Here is a 14,650-nt window from a genome sequence, read left to right as displayed (position 1 = left end):
CGCACGATGAAGGAGATCCCAACCGGTAGTGCGCTTTCTGGGGGGGAGCGTTTCGTCCAGCAGACCTCGGGCGATCTGCGGTAGTACGAGGGGGACCCTCGTGGTCACGCGCTATCTCTTCTACTCGCACGACGGCTACGGCCTCGGCCACGTTCGTCGCAACAGCCTGATAGCCCGCGCGGTTCTGGACACCGACCCGGCCGCTCAGGTCAGCCTGGTCACGGGGGTCGAGGTGCGCCCGCGCTGGTTGCGCCAGGCAGCCCGGGTGCGCGTGCACCGTGTGCCGCCGATGCTCAAGTCGGCGGACGGGTCCTACCGCCACGAGAAGCTTCCCTTCGGGGCCGCCCTGCGGGAACGCGAGCGGATCTTCGCGACCCTGGTCGAGGAGGAGCGGCCCGACGTCGTGGTGGTGGACCGGCATCCCTACGGCACGGCGGGCGAGCTCCGGACCGGCCTCGACCTGGCGCGAGGGCTCGGGTCCGCGCTCGTGCTCGGACTGCGAGACGTCCTGGACGAGCCGTCGATCGTCCGGGAGGAGATGCGAGGCGGGGGGTGGGCGGACGTCGGGAACGTCTACGACGAGGTCCTGGTCTACGGAGGCCGGCACTTCGTCGACCACGAGGTCGAGTACGGCCTCAGCCTTCCGCTGCACTACTGCGGCTGGGTCGTCGAACGACCGGGCCCGAGCCGTTCGGACGGCAACCTCCTCGTCGTGGCGGCGGGTGGCGGTGGCGACGGAGCCGCCGTCTTCGAGATGGGCGCACGACTGCTCGGGCACCGCGCCGACCTGGTCGGTCTCTTCGCCCCCGGCCCGTACGCGGGCGCCGACGCGTTGCGCCAGCTCAGCCGGCTGGGGTCCGACCGAGTGCGCGTGGTCGGTCCCCTGGACGCGTGCGGGCGGTGGTTCTCGCGCGCCCACGCGATCTTGTGCATGGCCGGCTACAACTCCACCCTCGAGGCACTCGCCGCGGGACGACGGCCGATCCTGATGCCCCGCCGCACGCCGCGCCGCGAGCAGGCCATCCGGGCCGACTGGCTCGGCGGCCTGGGGCTCGCCAACGTCGTCGATCCGGGAACGGATCCCGGTGAGGTCGCGTCCCTCATCCGGCTGCACCCCCGCAGCCTCTCCGACGGCGCCCTCGAGTCCGCCGGGATCGACCTCGACGGGGCCCTGAACGCGGCGCGTCGGCTGCAGGCGCTCAGCGCCGTACGGAGCGTGCGATGAGTGCGGAGGAGACCGTCCCGGCACGCCCGCGGAACCCCACGATGCGGCTGCTGAGGAGTCACGCACGCCGCCACTGGGGTGCGCTCGCCGGCGCTGCCGCCTCGACGGTCGCGCTCACCCTCGCCCAGCTCGCTGCACCGTGGCCGCTGAAGATCGCCATCGACCAGCTGGTGACCGGGCGGGGCACGGACTTCGAGCTCACCGGCGACGACCTCACCCTGCTGCTGGGACTCGCCGCCCTGGTGCTCGGCATCGCGATGGTCGACGCCCTGGCCACCTTCTTCTCGGACTTCTGGCTCAACCGGTCCGGCGAGCAGATCGTCCACGACCTGCGGACGGCCACCTACGAGCATCTGCAGCGGCTGTCATTGGTCTTCCACTCGAACCGCCCGACCGGTGACCTCGTCGCCCGGGTGACCGGCGACGTCAACGCTGTCGGTGACCTCTTCTCGCAGACGCTCGGCACCTTGGCGTCCTCGTCGCTCGTGCTCGTCGGCATGTTCGCCGTGATGTTCTGGATCGACCCCCTGCTGGCGTTCGTCGCCTTCCTGGTCACGCCGCTCCTGCTGGCGACGACCACGCACTACCAGAAGCGGATCCGGCTGATGGCGCGCACGCAGCGGGCCCAGGAGGGCGAGATCGCGTCGCTCGCCACCGAGGCGCTGTCCGCGATGCAGGTCATCAAGGCGTTCGGCACCGAGCGGTTCGAGCACGACCGGGTCCAGCTGCGGAGCGCCGAGCGGCTGAAGGTCGGCGTCGAGAGCTCCCGGGTGGAAGCCCGCTTCGGGGCGCTGGTGGACGTGCTCGGGGCTGTGGCCACCGCGCTGGTCCTGAGTCTCGGTGTCCTGTCGGTCGCGAACGGGCGGATCAGCCCCGGCGACCTCGTCGTGGTCGTGGCCTACACCAACAAGCTGTACAAGCCGCTCAAGGACATCGCGAAGCAGGCCAGCCGGGCAGCGCGGGCCCTCGCCCGGCTCGAGCGCATCGCCGAGATCCTGTCCTCCGACACGGTGCTGGCCGACGACACCGACTCCGAGAGGCCGGACCACCGCGCTGCCGGCACCATCGACCTCGACGACGTGTACTTCCGGTACACGAAGGAGCGAGCCGCGCTGGAAGGCGTCACCCTGCACGTGCCGAGCGGGTCACGGCTGGCTCTCGTCGGCGAGTCGGGGGCCGGCAAGTCGACGGTCGGCGCCCTCGTCGCGCGCTTCTACGACCCCAGCCGCGGCGCGGTCCGGGTGGACGGCAGGGACGCGCGGGAGCTGTCCCTGCGATGGGTCCGCGACCAGGTCGGCGTGCTCCTGCAGGACACCATCCTGTTCAGCGGCAGCGTCCGGGACAACATCGCCTACGGCACCGACGCCGACCTCGCGGCGGTCGAGGACGTCGCCCGGGCCGCCGGGGCGCTCTCGTTCATCGAGGCCCTGCCCCTGGGCTTCGACACCCTGCTCGGCCCCGGCGGGGTGGGCCTGTCCGGCGGCCAGCGCCAGCGGATCGGCATCGCGAGGGTCCTGCTGCGCGATCCCCCCCGTCCTCGTGCTGGACGAGCCGACCACCGGTCTGGACGCGGGGAGCGAGGCGTTGGTGATGGCCGGGCTGAACCGTCTGGTCGAGGGACGCACGACGATCCTGATCACCCATTCGACCGAGCTCGCACGCTCCGCCGACCAGGTCGCGGTGATGGCTGCCGGGCGGGTGGTCGCCTACGGCCCCCCGGAGCGGCTGCTCAGCCGGGACTCCGCCTTCCGCGGGCTGACCGGCAGCCCGCGTCCGCCCGACCGGCCGGGACCGGACCCGCTCGGGACCCCGGGCGCTCCTCCCCGACGACGGGACGGTCGATCGCCCATGACGACGACGGATCCGGACGGCGGGAGGGGCGTCGCGTGACGACCCGCCTCGCTGTCGTGGTGAGCGGCTTCCCGCGCACGTCCGAGACGTTCGCAGTCGGGGAGCTCGTCGCCCTCGCCCGCGCCGGTGTGCTGGTCCGCGTCTACGCGACGAAGTCGGGCGACGGGGAGGCGCCGCAACCGGGCGTCGAGGAGCTGCTGCCGCTGCTGCGGACGTTGCCCCCGGGCGATGCCGTGAACCAGGCGTCGGAGCTGGTCGACGACCTGGGGGACGCGGGGGTCCAGGGCGTGCACGGCTACTTCGCCCATCGTCCGACCGAGGTCGCGGCCCGCGCGGCGGGTGCCCTGGGGGTGGGCTTCAGCTTCAGCGTCCACGCGCTCGACGCCCGGAAGGTCCCCCCGGCCGAGCTGGCTCGTCGCGCCCGGGCCGCGGCCGGCGTCATCGCGTGCAACACCGACGTCGCGCGGTACGTCGAGCTGCCCGGTGCGCGGGTGTACCTCCTCCCGCACGGCGTCGACGTCGCACGTTTCGGTCCGCGCCGGCACCCGGTGGGCGACGCGCGGCTGCACGTGCTGGCCGTGGGCCGGCTGGTCGAGAAGAAGGGCTTCTCCACGTTGCTCGACGCGGTCGACCGACTGCAGGTCCCCGCGCGACTGCGGATCGTCGGCACCGGTGTCGAGCAGCCGGCGCTCGAGGAGTCCATCGACCGCCACGGGCTCGGCGGGACGGTGGAGCTCGCCGGTCGCAGGTCTCACGAGAGCCTCCCCGACGACTACGCCTGGGCCGACGTCGTCGCGGTGCCCTCGGTCGTGGACAGCAGCGGGGACCGCGACGGGCTGCCCAACGTGACCCTCGAGGCGATGGCGTGTCGTCGGCCGCTGGTCGCCTCCGACATCTCCGTCCTCGGGGACACCGTGCACGCCGCGGGCAGCGGCCTGGTCGTGCCCCCGGCCGACGCCCCCGCGCTCGCCGACGCGTTGAGCACGCTCGCCGATCCACGGTTGCGCGCCGAGATGGGGAACGCTGGGCGCCGCTACGTCGAGGAGCACTTCGACCTCGCGACGTGCACCCGTCGGGTCGTCGAACGTCTCAAGCTGCTGCACGCCCGTCCGCGGGAGGTCGTCCATGCGTGACCAGGCAGCGGAAGCCGGCCGGGTGGCCTACGTGCTGAAGGGTCACCCGCGGCTCTCCGAGGTGTTCATCACCAGCGAGATCTACCGCCTGGAGCGACTCGGGGTGCCGTTGCGCCTGTACGTGCTGAAGGCGGGGAACGAGGAGGTCCAGCACGACGTCGTACGACGCCTCCGCGTCCGACCCGACTACCTGCAGCAGACGACGTCCCTGTCCGCGACCGGGCTGCTCCGCTGGCTGAGCGCCAACCTGGCCGCCTTCCGGCCCGCCCTGCTGCGCACGGCGCGCCGCCACCCCAGGGGGACGGTGCACGCCGCCGGGCAGGCACTGGCCCAAGCGGTCCGGGCCAGGCGCGGCTTCCTCGCCACGCCCCGCAAGATCTACTTCAAGGAGTTCCTCCTCGCTGTCGACCTGGCCGACCGGCTCGACGCCTGCGGCGACGTGGTCCGGCTGCACGCGCACTTCGCGCACGGCACGACCACTGTCACCTGGCTGGCCTCCACGATCACCGGACTCCCGTTCTCGTTCACCGGGCACGCGAAGGACATCTGGACCGAGGAGCGCAACCCGGCCGGCCTCCTGCGACGCAAGATGGACGCCGCCTCGTTCGTCGTCACGTGCACCGAGGCCAACCGCGCCCACCTGACGTCGTTCGGATCCTCGACCCCGGTGCACGTCGTCTACCACGGTCTCAACGCCGACTTCGAGCCGCTCGTCGCGGCGGGGGTGCGACGGCGGGAGCCCGAGCGCGTCCGTCTGCTCGCGGTCGGGCGGCTGGTGCGCAAGAAGGGCCTGGACACGTTCGTGGACGCGTGCGCAGTTCTGCGCGACCGCGGTGTGGACCTGGAGGCCGTCATCGTCGGTGGGTCCGGCGACCACGAGCAGCAGGTTCGTTCCCGGGTGGGCGCGACGGGCCTGCAGGACCGGGTGACCCTCGCGGGGTCGTTGACGCAGGACGAGCTGTTCGCGCAGTACCAGCGGGCCAGCGTGTTCGCACTGCCGTGCCGGGTGCTCGAGGACGGCGACCGCGACGGCATCCCGAACGTGCTCGTCGAGGCGATGGCTTGTGGCGTCCCGGTGGTCACCACGGGCGTCTCGGGCATCACCGAGCTGGTGCGAGGCGGCGTGAACGGGCTGATCGTCGAGCCCGACCGCCCCACCGACCTCGCGGACTCCCTGCACCGGCTGATCAAGGACCCCGAGCTGGCCCGACAGCTGGCGAAGCGGGGACGCGAGACGGTGCGCGAGCGCTTCGACGCCGGGGCGGCCGCCGCGCGGATGGCCTCGTTGCTGTACGCCCGCCCGGTCGCAGCGGCGGGCGACGCGGACTCCCCTGACCGACGGAAGGAGGCGCGATGAGCAGCAGCGCCCAGGAGACGGTCCTCCTGGCCCCCGATCCTGTGCTGCCGCGACGCGACGACCTGCTCGACGACCGGGTCGTCGGCCCCCGGCTCGCCGGGCTGCTCGACCGGGCCCCGGGCGATCGCAGCGGAACCTGTGAACGGGTCCGCGCGAAGTACCGCAGGGGCGAGAGCCTGCGGGCCAGCTACCGCATCGGCCCCGAGCCGGGCGGCCTCCTGGTGAGCGCGCGGATGTTCCCGGCGGCCGCTGCCCCCGGTCAGTTCAGCTGCGCCCGCGACGCCGCGGTCCGCCAGGGTGCCGATCCCGGGTCGGTGCTGTTCGACGAGGAGACGAGCACCGTCTTCTGGGTCTTCCCGCAGGACCGCAAGCTGCTCGGCCTTCGCGCGCTGACCAGCCCGCCACCGGGGCTCCGGAGCGTCTTCGGTGCCCCGTGGACGCAGAGCGAGATGAAGGCGTACACGCCGGAGAAGGCTGCCACCTTCCGGTGCGCGGACGCGCGCGGGGCGACGGTCGGCTTCGCCAAGGTGCAGAGCGGGGACGACGGCCGCCGCGGCGTCGCCCTCCTGCGCGCCGTGCGCCGTGGGGTCGCCGAGCGCGGCGGCCTGCGCCTGCCGGATGCGATCGGCTACCTGCCCGACCAGCACCTGGCGTTGTTCACGCCCGCGCCCGGTCGGCCGCTCCACCAGCTGGACCGGGTCGCCTACCCGGAGGCCATGGCGGCACTCGGCGCCGCACTGTCGGTGCTGCACGCTCAGCCGATCCACGGGTTCGCGCCGTTCACGCGGCTGGATCCGGGTCGGCTGGTGGCCGCGGGGAGCCTGGTCCGCGCCGCGCGACCGGACCTGGGCCCGGTGACCGAGGGGCTGGTCCGCGAGCTGCTGAGGACCGCACCGCCACCCGGTGCGCGCGTCCTCCTGCACGGCGACCTGCACCCCAAGAACGTGCTGGTGGACGACCAGGGCGTCAGCCTCGTCGACTTCGACGAGGCGAGCGCGGGACCGGCCGCCGCCGAGCTCGGCGGCGTGCTGGCCAGGCTCTGGTGCCCGCGGCCGCGTGACCCCATCGACCCCGACACGGCCCGGGCCGCCGCAGAGGCGCTGCTCGCGGCGTACCAGCACGGGCCGTCACGCACCGACCTGCTCTGGTACGCCGCCGCGGCCCTGCTCGTCGAGCGGGCGGCGCGCGCGATCAGCCGGGTCGACGTCGCCACGATCGGTGACCTGGAGCGAGTCCTGGCGACGGCCCGGCGATGGGCCGGGCACCAGGGGGCGGACCGGTGACGACGCGACCACGTCTGCTCTTCCACTGCCAGCAGACGACGGGGCTCGGTCACCTGGTGCGCTCGATGCACCTGGCCGACGGCCTGGCGCAGGACTTCGACGTCACGCTCCTCAACGGCGGGCCGTGGCCCGCGGAGCTCCCCGAGCCCCCCCACGACCGACGTCGTGCACCTGCCGCCGCTGGGTCTCGACGGCGACCACGCCCTGGTCAGCCGGGACGACCGGTTCACGGTCGAGAGGGCTCTGCGGCTCCGCCGGTCGATCATCCAGGAGTGCTTCCGGGCCACGACCCCCGACGTGGTGCTGATCGAGCTGTTCCCCTTCGGTCGCAGGAAGTTCGCGGGCGAGCTGATGCCGCTCCTGGAGGCCGCGCGCTCCGCCGGCCACGTCCCCTTCATCGCCTGCAGCCTGCGCGACATCCTGGTCAGCAGCCGACGTGACCAGCAGGGCCACGACGACCGCGCGAGCAGGGTGGCGAACGCGTACTTCGACGCCGTGCTGGTGCACGCGGACGCCCGGTTCACGACCCTGGAGGAGACGTTCCGTCCGAGCGTCCCGCTGCGCGTACCCGTGCACTACACCGGATTCGTCCGTGCACCCCGCTCCCGCACCCGCGAGGCCTCGCGGGAGCGGCGGGTCCTCGTGTCGGCGGGTGGCGGACGGGTCGGCGCGCCGCTGTTCCGCGCGGCCGTCGAGGCGCAGCCGCGCCTGTGGCGCGACCTCGGGCTGCGCACCGTGATCGCGACGGGACCGTTCCTCCCCGACCCGGTCGTCGACGAGCTCACGAGCCGGGCGGCGGGGGGCGCCCGGGCTCGAGGTGGTGCGCTACCTCCCCGACCTCGGCAGCGAGATGGCAGCGTCAGCCGTGTCGGTGAGCCAGGGGGGCTACAACACCACGATGGACATCCTCGGCTGCACGACACCGGCCGTCGTCGTGCCCTACAGCGAGGGACGGGAGGACGAGCAGGCCGCCCGCGCCCGAAGGCTCGAGAGGCTCGGTGCGCTGCGCGTCCTCGACCCGACCCGACTCTCGGCACAGACCTTCGAGGACGCCGTGCGCGACGCCCTCGCCTGGACTCCGCGCGCGGTCCCTCTCGACCTCGACGGGCGCACCCGTACGTCGGAGCTGCTGCGGGCGCTGTCGGCGGCACGGAGCGCGGAGACCGCCGTGAGGGGGCGCCAGCGTGTGGCTCCCGAACCTGACTGACGTCGCGTGGATGACCGACGTCCTGGCGCGTCACGGCGGCAGGCTCGGGCTACCGGGTGAGGTGGCCACGGTGCGGCTGCTCGACGCGCGGCTCACGCATCCGTTCCGTCCGGAGTCCCTGCGATGCCGGGGGTGGGCGACGTACCTCGTCACCTCGCACGACGCCGACCCGGTGAGGCTGTACGTCAAGGGCTTCCCGGCGGGCGACGCCAGTCAGGTGGCCTGGCAGCAGGACCGAGTGGCTCGCGGTGACGGTCGGAGCGCGCACCTCTCCGAGCTCGACCTGGTCGTGTGGCGGTTCCCCGAGGACCCACGGCTCCCCACGCTGCCTTCCCTGGTCGACCCCCGGTTGGCTACCGGTCTCATGCCGCCGGCTGTCCGCGACCTGCTGGGGGCGTCGCCGGGAGACGGGCTGCGCACGACGGTGGTCCGCTACCAGCCCGAGGCGAGCGCCACGCTGCGCCTCGAGGTCGAGGTCGAGGGAGACGGCGCACCGGCCGTCTTCGCCAAGCACCTCGCAGACGGCACGACCGCCGACATCGGGGCCCGCCACCAGGCACTGTGGTCCGCGTCGGAGCCGTCACACGGGCTCCGGGTCGCCGAGCCGCTGGCAGCGGACCCGGTCCGAGGAGTGCTGTGGACCCGCGCGGTCCCCGGGCACCCCCCTGGCGGACGCCGTCGAGCCCGACCAGCTGCCCGAGGCGACGGCATCGCTCGGGGCGCTGCTCGCGGCCGTGCACGCATCCTCCGTGCCTCTCACGCGGGACGTCGTCGTCGACGACCTGCTCGTCGAGACGCACAAGAAGGCGGCCAAGCTCGTCCGTGCCCATCCCCCGATCACCTCGGTGGTGGCCGACGTCGTGACCGCGACGACGAGGCGGCGCGGCGAGGCCCGCCACGAGCGGGTGCGCACGCTGCACGGCGACTTCCACCTCGCGCAGCTCGTCTCGTCACCGCGAGGACCCGTGCTCGTCGACCTCGACTCGATGGTGCACGGGCCCCCCGAGGTGGACCTCGCCGAGTTCCTCGTGGAGCTCGCGCTGCGGGAACTTCCGGCACGCGTCAAGCAGGCGGTCGCCCACGGACTGCTGGCGTCGTACTCCCGCGCCTCCGGCACCGAGATCGACGCCGCGCTCCTGGAGACCTGTGCGGGCGTCGAGTTCCTGCACCGCTGCTACCGGCACCTGCACCGCCACTCCCCCGGCTGGCAGTCGGCCCTGGAGACGGACCTCGGACGGCACGCCGAGATGACCTCGCTGCTGAGAGCCTGACCGGAACAGCGTCTGCCAGTCATGGACCACGCCCCTGTCCGCTCGGGCAGCACAGCGCCGGTCGGGTCGCGGGGGGAGCCAGACAGGAGCGTGCGTCCGACCAGATCTTCGGCATCGGGGTGAGGCGACGGGACGCAGCCCGTAAGGCGGCCCGCCCGGTCGGGGTGGTTGCCGAGCCGCCCTGCAGCAGAACCGTCCGCGAGGGGGGGATGTGGAGGGTAGGACGCGGCCGGGATCGTTGAGCGCACCGACAACCGCACCGAGACCCGTGGCCCAGCATGACCCCTTTCCAGCGCCTCAGAAGCGTCCTGAGCACGACCAGCCGAACGGCCGGCCGCACTCCCCCCCCCGCTCGACCAGCCCCCGGACGTCCTCAGCGCGCCGCCGGGCACGTCGCGGAACCGCGGCTGTCGCGGTCATCACGGCCGTCGTACCCACCGCATGTGCCGTGTTCCCCCTCGCCGTCGCTTCTCCGTCCGTGAGGAACCTGGTGAAGGACCCGAACTTCGCCCACGGCACCTCGGCGTGGACGGTGAGGTCCGGCGGTCGCCTGTCGGTCGTCGACGGCCACGACGGCCGGCGTGGGATCAAGGTGACGAACACCACCGGCAGAGCGCGGACGCTCGCGCTCAACGACAAGACCAACACCGTGGCCTCCACCAGGGCCGGCACCGTCTACCGGGCCAGCGTGTGGCTCAAAGCCACCAGGTCCGGTGTGTCCTCGGGTGTCCGGCTCGTGGAGTACGACGGTTCGACGAAGCGCGGCTCCGCGGTGGCGAGCAGGTGGATGCGCAGCAAGAAGGGGCACCGGCGCGCGGTGGCGGGGCGTGGTGCCGACGCGAGGCACCCAGCGTCGCGCTGGGCTCACGTGACGGTGCGCTACAAGGCCAAGACGTCCGGGGCCACGTTGGACCTTGACATGCTGACGTGGGCCCTCCCGGCCCACAGGAGCTTCGTGGTGAGCGCCCCGCGTCTCGTCAAGGTCTCCACGCCGCCGACCCGCTCGACCCCGACGACGGCTGCTCCCGCTGGGGCGGCTCCGACGTCGCCGCCTCCCACGCCGCCGCCGGTTCCGCCGGTGGTTCCCGCGCCCGCCGGGTACCGCCTGGTCTGGTCCGACGACTTTTCCTCGCTCGACGGCAGCAAGTGGAACGTCCGGAACAACTCGTGGGCCAACAACGAGGAGTCCATCGTCACCGCGCGGCCCGACAACGTCTTCGTCTCCAACGGGGCGCTGACGTTGCGAGCGTTGAAGGAGTCCTACACCGTCGGGTCCACCACCCGGCAGTACACCTCGGGCTACCTCGACACGATCGGCAAGGCAGCCTGGCAGTACGGGCGGATCGAGATGCGCGCCAAGCTGCCCGCCGCCCAGGGCATGTGGCCGGCCTTCTGGCTGCGTGAGAACAGCGGCCTGGGCGAGCTCGACATCATGGAGGCCGTCGGTGGCATGGGCAACCGCACCGTGCAGACCGTCCACCAGTCCACCAACGGTGACATGGCCAGGTTCGGTCACGAGGACGTCCTGCCCAGCGGCACCTTCAGCGACTGGCACACCTACGCAGTCGACCGGGAGCCGGGCTCGGTTCAGTGGTACGTCGACGACCGGCTGGTCTTCTCCAAGACGGTCTCCGCGGTTCCCTGGTTGGACGACACGTTCGACACCCCGATGAACATCCGGCTCAACCTGCAGGTCGGTGGCAGCATGCCGGCCTACTACCAGAAGCCGGTCATCGGCGCCCCCCTGGGCGCCAGCGACTACGTCATCGACTACGTCCGGGTGTACCAGCGGTAGCCTCGGCTCCGGCCGCTTTTCGTCCCCAAGCGTGGCGAATTCCAGCTTGTACACGGGTCCGGAAGTGTGTTCGGAAGAGATGGCTGGTTGTTCTTAGCGTGGTGGGTATGTCGACGACCATCCGGACCGAGGACCAGGCGCATCCGATCGCCCGGTTCTCCACGCGGGTGCATCAGGTGCTGGACGGGCTCGCCTCGGCGCCGGCGTGGTCGATGACCCCGGACGAGCAGCGCGCGGTGGTGGTGGGGCTGGCTCGGGCCGAGGCCCGGCTGGCCGAGCTGCGGCTGCGGGTGCTGGCTGCGGCGGACCGCAACGACGTGGCGGCGGACTCGGCGGCGACCTCGACCGGTGCCTGGCTGGCCCAGGTCACTCGGCGGAGCCGGGGTGCCGCGCACGCCGAGGTGGCTCTTGCGGTGGCGTTGGATACCGGGTTCGACGTGACCCGGGACGCGTTGGCGGCCGGGCGGGTGGATCCGGCGCAGGCGACGGTGATCGTCCGTTCGATCCAGGCGTTGCCGCAGGGAGTGTCGGTGGTGGACCGGGGGCGGACCGAGGCGCACCTGGTGCGGGCGGCCGGCGAGTTCGACGCGGCGGCGCTGAAGGTGCTGGGGCGGCGGGTCTTGGAGGTGATCGACCCCGACGCCGCCGATCTCGCCGAGGGTCGTCGGTTGGAGGCCGAGGAGGCCGCGGCGGCCCGGGCCACGTTCCTGCAGCTGTCGGCGAACCCGGACGGCAGCCACACCGGCCGGTTCAAGATCCCTGCGCTGCACGCGGCGATGCTGACCAAGATGCTGCACGCCTTCACCCACCCCCGACACCAGCACCAGCACCAGCACCAGCCAAACAGCCGGGTGAGACTGTCGCGGCCCGAGCGGCTGGGGGAGGCGTTCTGCCGGCTCCTGGAGCGGGTGCCGGCCGACCGGCTGCCGGTGGCCGGCGGGATGTCGGCGACCGTGGTGGTGCTGCTGGACTACGACCGGCTGCTGTCCGGGCTCGGCACCGCCACCTTGGACACCGGTCAGCCCCTGTCGGCCGGTGCAGCCCGGCAGCTGGCCTGCGAGGCCGGGATCGTGCCCGCGGTCTGGCGCCGGGTCCTGGGCTCGCCGTCGGTGGTGCTCGATCTGGGGCGGCGGACCCGGCTGCACACCGAGGCCCAGCGCACCGCGCTGACCATCCGGGACCGGGGCTGCACCACGGTGGGCTGCGACCGGCCGGCCGCCTGGTGCCACGCCCACCACGACCAGCCCTGGTCCCAGGGCGGACCCACCAGCGTCGTCAACGGTCGGCTGCTGTGCGCGTTCCACCACGGCAAGGCCCACTCACCCGGCTACGTCACCAGCCACCTGCCCACCGGCCAGATCCAGTTCCACCGACGGACCTAGACACGGCCCATGGACGGTCGATCTCGCCTCGCTGGACCTACCGGCCGATCAGCTCGTGCCGTCGCGGAAGAGACCCGGGAGAGGTACTACCGGGAAGCGTCGTCGGTCAGCACGCGCCGTTGCCGATGCCGGTCGTGGTGACGTAGCGGACGCGCCGGTGGCCGTCTGTCGTGACGATCGCTGCCTCGGCGCTCGCGCAGGTGGGGTCGACGTGGCGGGCTCGGTAGGCGTGGTCCAGGTCGTGCGCCGAGCCGTGGAAGTGCGCGTTCCTGCGCTGGTAGACACTCACCGAGAAGGACCTCACCCGCCAGTGCTCCGCGGCCCGCGCGACGTGGACGAACACGCACGGGTGCTTGTCCGCGGTCACCGTCGCACCCAGGAACGCGTCGAGCTGTGCGGGGTCGGCCCTGCCGTCCCGAGGCTCGAAGACCGCGGGCTCCTCCGGAACCCCTCTCGGGTCTCGGCACGGTCCGCCCGATGCGGGCGCGTGCACGCTCGACCGCCGCCCCGTGCCGGCGCCCGGAGCGCAGCCAGAAGCAGCCACGGCGACGACCGCCGTGAGAAGCGCGACCGTGGCGGGTGTGGCGCGCGGACGGAGGCTCACCACTGCTTGCCGGGCCAGTTCGGACCCTCGTCCGGGGCCGTCCGGCCGCGGTAGTCGTCCTTGCCGCACTTCGTGCACAGCGCGTACCGGTCCCCTTCGTCGGTGTGCGCATCGACCCAGTGATGCAGTCCCAGCCGACAGAGGAGGACACGGGCACGGCTCATGCCTATGAGCGTGGCCCCACCTGGGGGTCACAGTCCAGGGAGGGGCGGCTCGACGGCGCGGGACACGGCGCGGTCCCGTCCGCCCGGGATGATGCAGCCGGCCGCGGACTCCTCGACCCTGGGTCCGTGGACGGAGCAGAGCAGCTGAGGAACCTGTCGGAGACGGCCCGGTCGCGGGCCGCCGGACTGGGCCACCGCGCAGGCGCGGTGACGCGGCCGGTGGCGAGGCTGGTGCTCAGCCCACCGCTGCTGGACCCGCGCTACCAGCCGCGGACCTGGCTCTCCGCGCTGGTGCGACGCGGCGAGGAACGACGCGACGAGCTGGCGCAGGACATCTCGGACGTGCTGGACGTCGTGGTCCCGGCCGTCGCGGCGGCGGTGCTGCGGCGGATCGACCTGACCGACCTCGTCAAGCGGTACGTCGACCTGGACAGCGTCGTGGCCGAGGTGGACATCGACGCGGTGGTGAACCGCCTCGACCTCAACGAGATCGTGCGCGAGCGCGTGGACCTCGACGTCCTGGTCGCGGCCGTCGACCTCGACGCGGCGGCCGCCCGGCTCGACGTCGACGCGGTGGCCCGGCGGCTCGACCTGGACGCCGTGGTGGAGCGGCTCGACCTGGACGCGGTGATCGACCGGCTCGACCTGGTCGGCATCGCCGAGAACGTGATCGCCGAGGTCGACCTCCCCGAGATCATCCGCGAGTCGACCGGCTCGGTGGCCTCCGAGGCGGTCCGCGGTGTCCGGATGCAGAGCATCTCCGGCGACGAGGCGGTCGGCCGGGCGATCGACCGGCTCCGGCTCAGGCGCGGCCGGACCGCGTCGGGCGTCCCGCAGCAACCTGACCCTGGAGCGACGACACGTTCATGAGAGAGGGGGGAGGGCGTCTCCCCCGTCCCGCGCGAGGCGCGGCCGTACCAGGGACACCGGGCCGGCGTGGTCACCCGGGTGGTCGCGAACGTCGTGGACGCCGGGGTCGTGGTGGCGCTGCTGGTGGCGGCGTACGCGGCCGTGAACGGGCTGGTGTTCGTGCTCAACCCGCGCGGGTTCCAGGTCATCGAGGTCGGTGCCCTGCTCTCCGTGACGAGCGCGCTGGTGACCTACGTGCTCTACGCGACCGTCGCCTGGTCGACCGTCGGGCGCACCTACGGGTGTCACGTCATGGGGCTCCGGGTGGTGACCCGTCGGGGGCGACGGCTGCACTTCCTGACCGCGTTCGTCCGGGCGGTGTTCTGCGCGGTGCTCCCGATCGGCCTGCTGTGGTGCGCGGTGAGCCGGACCCAGCGGTCGGTGCAGGACCTGGTGCTGCGCACGGCGGTGATCTACGACTGGATCCCGCGAACCGAGGCGGCCGGCTCCGGACCGTGACCGTGGCTGG

12 protein-coding genes are annotated in these 14,650 nt (G+C 72.9%); 10 read left to right on the top strand and 2 right to left on the bottom strand.

Annotation, left to right across the window (positions count from 1 at the left end):
• The first annotated feature begins 100 nt into the window (after positions 1–100).
• From KRR39_RS08005 to KRR39_RS07970, 8 genes are all read left to right on the top strand, one after another.
• Positions 101–1,225: a glycosyltransferase family protein gene (locus KRR39_RS08005; RefSeq protein WP_216941517.1), complete on the top strand. Its 1,125-nt coding sequence runs from the start codon at positions 101–103 to the stop codon at positions 1,223–1,225.
• Positions 1,222–4,209: an ABC transporter transmembrane domain-containing protein gene (locus KRR39_RS08000; RefSeq protein WP_216941516.1), complete on the top strand. Its 2,988-nt coding sequence runs from the start codon at positions 1,222–1,224 to the stop codon at positions 4,207–4,209. Before KRR39_RS08005 ends, KRR39_RS08000 begins: the two co-directional genes overlap by 4 nt.
• Positions 4,202–5,566 carry a glycosyltransferase family 4 protein gene (locus tag KRR39_RS07995; protein WP_216941515.1) on the top strand — a complete coding sequence of 455 codons (1,365 nt, stop codon included), beginning with the start codon at positions 4,202–4,204 and terminating at the stop codon, positions 5,564–5,566. The genes KRR39_RS08000 and KRR39_RS07995 overlap by 8 nt, the downstream gene beginning before the upstream one ends.
• Positions 5,563–6,849: an aminoglycoside phosphotransferase family protein gene (locus KRR39_RS07990; RefSeq protein ID WP_216941514.1), complete on the top strand. Its 1,287-nt coding sequence runs from the start codon at positions 5,563–5,565 to the stop codon at positions 6,847–6,849. Before KRR39_RS07995 ends, KRR39_RS07990 begins: the two co-directional genes overlap by 4 nt.
• A gap of 817 nt (positions 6,850–7,666) precedes the next feature.
• Positions 7,667–8,056 (top strand): glycosyltransferase, encoded by a 390-nt coding sequence (locus KRR39_RS07985; protein ID WP_302053560.1) that lies wholly within the window; start codon positions 7,667–7,669, stop codon positions 8,054–8,056.
• 248 nt (positions 8,057–8,304) lie between these two features.
• The gene (locus KRR39_RS07980) at positions 8,305–9,327 is read left to right on the top strand and encodes a phosphotransferase (RefSeq protein WP_216941512.1); all 1,023 of its coding nucleotides are present in this window, start codon (positions 8,305–8,307) and stop codon (positions 9,325–9,327) included.
• 478 nt (positions 9,328–9,805) lie between these two features.
• A complete protein-coding gene (locus KRR39_RS07975; RefSeq protein WP_216941511.1) occupies positions 9,806–11,122 on the top strand; it encodes a family 16 glycosylhydrolase in 1,317 nt (438 codons plus the stop codon).
• Between the two features lie 107 nt (positions 11,123–11,229).
• A complete protein-coding gene (locus tag KRR39_RS07970) occupies positions 11,230–12,504 on the top strand; it encodes an HNH endonuclease signature motif containing protein (RefSeq protein WP_216941510.1) in 1,275 nt (424 codons plus the stop codon).
• A 106-nt stretch (positions 12,505–12,610) separates the two neighbouring features.
• Here KRR39_RS07970 and KRR39_RS07965 read toward each other — a convergent pair whose 3' ends face one another.
• Together KRR39_RS07965 and KRR39_RS07960 are read right to left on the bottom strand one after the other, a co-directional pair.
• Positions 12,611–12,871, bottom strand: a complete 261-nt coding sequence (locus KRR39_RS07965; RefSeq protein ID WP_216941509.1) for a hypothetical protein — start codon at positions 12,869–12,871, stop codon at positions 12,611–12,613.
• 233 nt (positions 12,872–13,104) lie between these two features.
• Positions 13,105–13,272 carry a hypothetical protein gene (locus KRR39_RS07960; RefSeq protein WP_216941508.1) on the bottom strand — a complete coding sequence of 56 codons (168 nt, stop codon included), beginning with the start codon at positions 13,270–13,272 and terminating at the stop codon, positions 13,105–13,107.
• A gap of 126 nt (positions 13,273–13,398) precedes the next feature.
• On the opposite strand from KRR39_RS07960, the gene KRR39_RS07955 reads away from it, so the two are divergent.
• Positions 13,399–14,142 carry a hypothetical protein gene (locus KRR39_RS07955; RefSeq protein ID WP_216941507.1) on the top strand — a complete coding sequence of 248 codons (744 nt, stop codon included), beginning with the start codon at positions 13,399–13,401 and terminating at the stop codon, positions 14,140–14,142.
• Positions 14,143–14,208: 66 nt separating this feature from the next.
• Positions 14,209–14,640 carry an RDD family protein gene (locus KRR39_RS07950; protein WP_216941506.1) on the top strand — a complete coding sequence of 144 codons (432 nt, stop codon included), beginning with the start codon at positions 14,209–14,211 and terminating at the stop codon, positions 14,638–14,640.
• Positions 14,641–14,650 lie beyond the last annotated feature (10 nt).

Origin of the sequence: Nocardioides panacis, from assembly GCF_019039255.1 — a bacterium.
Taxonomy (GTDB): Bacteria; Actinomycetota; Actinomycetes; order Propionibacteriales; family Nocardioidaceae; genus Nocardioides_B; species Nocardioides_B panacis.
The sequence above is the reverse complement of the archived record's forward strand: the minus strand, read 5'-3'. Positions and strand labels throughout refer to the sequence as shown.

Coding starts and splice junctions, on each gene's coding strand:
- KRR39_RS07970 (WP_216941510.1), top strand. CDS start 11,230: ATGTCGACGACCATCCGGACCGAGGACCAGGCGCATCCGATCGCCCGG.
- KRR39_RS07960 (WP_216941508.1), bottom strand. CDS start 13,272: ATGAGCCGTGCCCGTGTCCTCCTCTGTCGGCTGGGACTGCATCACTGG.
- KRR39_RS08000 (WP_216941516.1), top strand. CDS start 1,222: ATGAGTGCGGAGGAGACCGTCCCGGCACGCCCGCGGAACCCCACGATG.
- KRR39_RS07995 (WP_216941515.1), top strand. CDS start 4,202: ATGCGTGACCAGGCAGCGGAAGCCGGCCGGGTGGCCTACGTGCTGAAG.
- KRR39_RS07990 (WP_216941514.1), top strand. CDS start 5,563: ATGAGCAGCAGCGCCCAGGAGACGGTCCTCCTGGCCCCCGATCCTGTG.